Raw genomic sequence first — 3,295 nt, forward strand, 5'->3', positions numbered from 1 at the left:
TTCATCACACCGGCGATGCCGGAAGCAGCCTGGGTGTGCCCGATGTTGGACTTGACCGAGCCGAGCCACAACGGCCGGTCCGCGTCCCGCTCCTGCCCGTACGTCGCCAGCAACGCCTGCGCCTCGATCGGATCGCCCAACGACGTACCCGTACCGTGCGCCTCCACCGCATCCACCTCGGCCGCCGACAGACCGGCATCAGCCAGAGCAGCACGGATCACCCGCTGCTGCGAAGGCCCGTTCGGAGCGGTCAAGCCGTTCGAAGCGCCGTCCTGGTTCGTGGCGCTGCCGCGGATCACCGCAAGCACCGGATGCCCGTTGCGGCGGGCCTCCGACAGTCGCTCCAGCAGCAGCACGCCGACGCCTTCGCCCCACCCGGTACCGTCGGCGGCCGCGGCGAACGGCTTGCACCGGCCGTCGGGCGCGAGTCCCCGCTGACGGCTGAACTCCACGAAGTTCCGTGACGAGGACATCACGGTGGCTCCACAGGCGAGCGCCGTCTCGCACTCGCCGTGGCGCAGCGCCTGAACGGCGAGGTGCAGGGCGACCAGCGAGGACGAGCACATGGTGTCGACCGTGACGGCCGGCCCTTCCAGCCCGAAGCTGTAGGCGAGCCGTCCGGAGAGCACGGCGGCCGAGCCCCCGGTCAGCAGATGGCCCTCGACGCCCTCGGGGGCGGTGCTCCCGTCTGCGGCAGCGGCGTAGCCCTGGTTGCTGGACCCGACGAAGACGCCGGCTCTGCTGCCGCGCACCGATGTCGGATCGATGCCCGCGCGCTCGAAGACCTCCCAGGAGGTCTCCAGGAGGATCCGCTGCTGCGGGTCCATCGCCAGGGCCTCGCGCGGGGAGATCTCGAAGAAGCCGGCGTCGAACTGCGGTGCGTCGTAGAGAAAGCCACCGTGGCGGACATAGCTGCTGCCGGCCCGGTCGGGATCCGGGTCGTACAGCTTGTCCACGTCCCAGCCGCGGTCGGTCGGCATGGGCCCGATGGCGTCGACGCCTTCGGCCACCAGCTGCCACAGTTCTTCCGGGGAAGCCACTCCTCCCGGGAAGCGACAGGCCATGGCGACGATCGCGATGGGTTCGCGCTCCCGCTGCTCCACCTCCTGCAACCTTCGGCGGGTCTGCCGCAGGTCCGTGGTGACCCGCTTGAGGTAGTCGCGGAGCTTGCCCTCGTTGTCCATGTAGCGTCAGCCCTTCAAGAAACCGGCGGTCGGTGTACGTTCCGGATCAGCCGATCCCGAGTTCCCTGTCGATCAGGTCGAACATGTCCTCATCGCTCGCTTCCGCGAGTTCGTCGTCGACGGTCGTTGCGGATGGCTGTTCCTGACCCTCCCAGTGGGCGAGCAGGCCTCGCAGCCCTTCGGTGAGCGTCCGCCGGGTACCGTCGTCGGTGGCCGCTTGCAGTGCGCGTGCGACCTGTTGCAGTTCGGGGGGAACCGGGGTGCCGCTCCCTGCCTCCGGTTCCGGCGGAAGCAGTGCGTCCCGCAGGTGCGCGGCGAGTGCGGTCGGTGTGGGGTGGTCGAAGACCAGAGTCGCGGGGAGCTTCAGCCCGGTGGCTGTGCTGAGCCGGTTGCGCAGCTCCACCCCGGTCAGCGAGTCGAAGCCCAGCTCACGGAAGGCCCGCGCGGGCCGGACCACCTCGGTCGAGGCGTGCCCCAGGACGGCGGACGCATGGGTGCGGACGAGGTCCAGGAGCATGCGCTTGCGCTTCGGCTCGGGCAGTGCGGCCAGCCTTTCCGGCAGGTCCGCCCCCTTCCCGCCGGCGTCGCCTGCCGGCTCCTCGGCCTTCCGCTCGGCGCAGAGTCGCCGGACGTCCGGGAGTTCGTCGAGGAGCGGCCGGGGTCCACTCGCCGTGTAGGCGGGGAGGAACCGGTCCCACCGTATGTCGGCGACGACGAGGGTGGCTTCCCCCTGGTCGACGGCTTCTCGCAGCGCGTGTACGGCCAGGCCCGGGTCCATGGCGGGCACACCGCGGCGGGCCAGCTGCTCGGCAACGGTCCCGTCGACCATGCCGCCGCCCGCCCAGGCACCCCAGGCGATGGAAGTGGCCGGGCGGCCCTGTGCCCGGCGCCATTCGGCGAGCGCGTCCAGAGCGGCGTTGGCTGCCGCGTACGGGCCCTGGCCACCGTTGCCCCACACTCCGGCGCCGGAGGAGAACAGCACGAAGGCGTCCAGTGGGTGATCGGCCAGCAGTTCGTCAAGGTGACGGGCGCCGGAGATCTTGGCGTGCACGGCGGCCATGGCGTCGTCGAGGGACGTCTCATCGAGGGGGCGGGCCTCACCCACGACGCCGGCAGTGTGCACCACGGCGGTCAGCGGCGCCTCGTCGGCGAGCGAGTCCAGCAGCTTGGCCACCGCGGCCCGATCGGTCACGTCACAGGCAGCCACCGTGACGCGCGCGCCGAGTGCGGTCAGCTCGGCGGACAACTCGGAGGAGCCTGGGGCGTCCGGTCCGCGCCTGCCGGCGAGCACCAGGTGCTCGGCGCCGCCTTCCGCGAGTGCCCGCGCCACATGGGCGCCCAGGGCTCCGGTGCCCCCGGTGATGAGAACGGTGCCGCGCGGTTCCCACGGTGCAGTGGCGGCCGACGGGTCGAGGGGCGCGCGCACCATACGCCTCACGTGGACGCCGGACGGGCGGACGGCGTACTCGTCCTGACGATCGCCGTCACGGCCGAGCAGGGACAGGAATCGGCGCAGCACGTCGTCGTCCAGGGTCTCCGGCAGGTCTATCAGGCCGCCCCAGCGATCACGGTGGTCGAGGCCGAACACCCGGGCCAGACCCCAGATGGCAGCCTGACCGGGGTTGAGCATCGGGTCGGGCACCCTGTCGGACTCCGCTCCCCCTACGGCGAAGCCGGTGGAAACCGCTCCCCGGGTGACCGCCCAGAGGGGGAACTTCGCCTCCGTGTCGACGAGTGCCTGGGTGAGCGCCAGCGTGCTGAGCAGGCTGCCGGGCACCCCCCGGCGGCCGCCGGCGTCCCGGTCGTCCAGCGCGAGCAGCGACACCACGCGCAGCGGGGCATCCACGTCACCACGGAGCGCCGCCAGCTGTGCCGCCAGTTCCACACGATCGGCGGTGACCGATATGGGCATGATGCACGCCCGTTCGCCGAGACCACGGGCGGTCGCCTGAACCAGGTCGTCGTCCAGGTGGTCGGCAGGAACGGCGATCACCCAGGTGCCTTCAAACCCGCCCTGCTCGGGCTCCGGTTGGGGTCGCCAGGTGATCCGGTAGCGCCAGCCGTCGACCGTGCTGCGCTGCTTCCGGCCCTGCCGCCACGACGACAGCGCC

Annotated in this window: 2 protein-coding genes; both read right to left on the reverse strand. The window is 71.7% G+C overall.

Translation table 11 applies throughout. The features are described 5' to 3' along the window. A partial coding sequence (locus ACFXOM_RS35495) for a beta-ketoacyl synthase N-terminal-like domain-containing protein (protein WP_385041614.1) occupies positions 1–1,184 on the reverse strand: 1,184 nt, incomplete at its 3' end. A gap of 46 nt (positions 1,185–1,230) precedes the next feature. After that, positions 1,231–3,295: SDR family NAD(P)-dependent oxidoreductase (locus ACFXOM_RS35500; protein WP_385041617.1), on the reverse strand; the 2,065-nt coding region annotated here is incomplete at its 5' end.

The organism is Streptomyces sp. NPDC059169, assembly GCF_042755225.1.
In the GTDB taxonomy this organism is placed as follows: Bacteria; Actinomycetota; Actinomycetes; order Streptomycetales; family Streptomycetaceae; genus Streptomyces.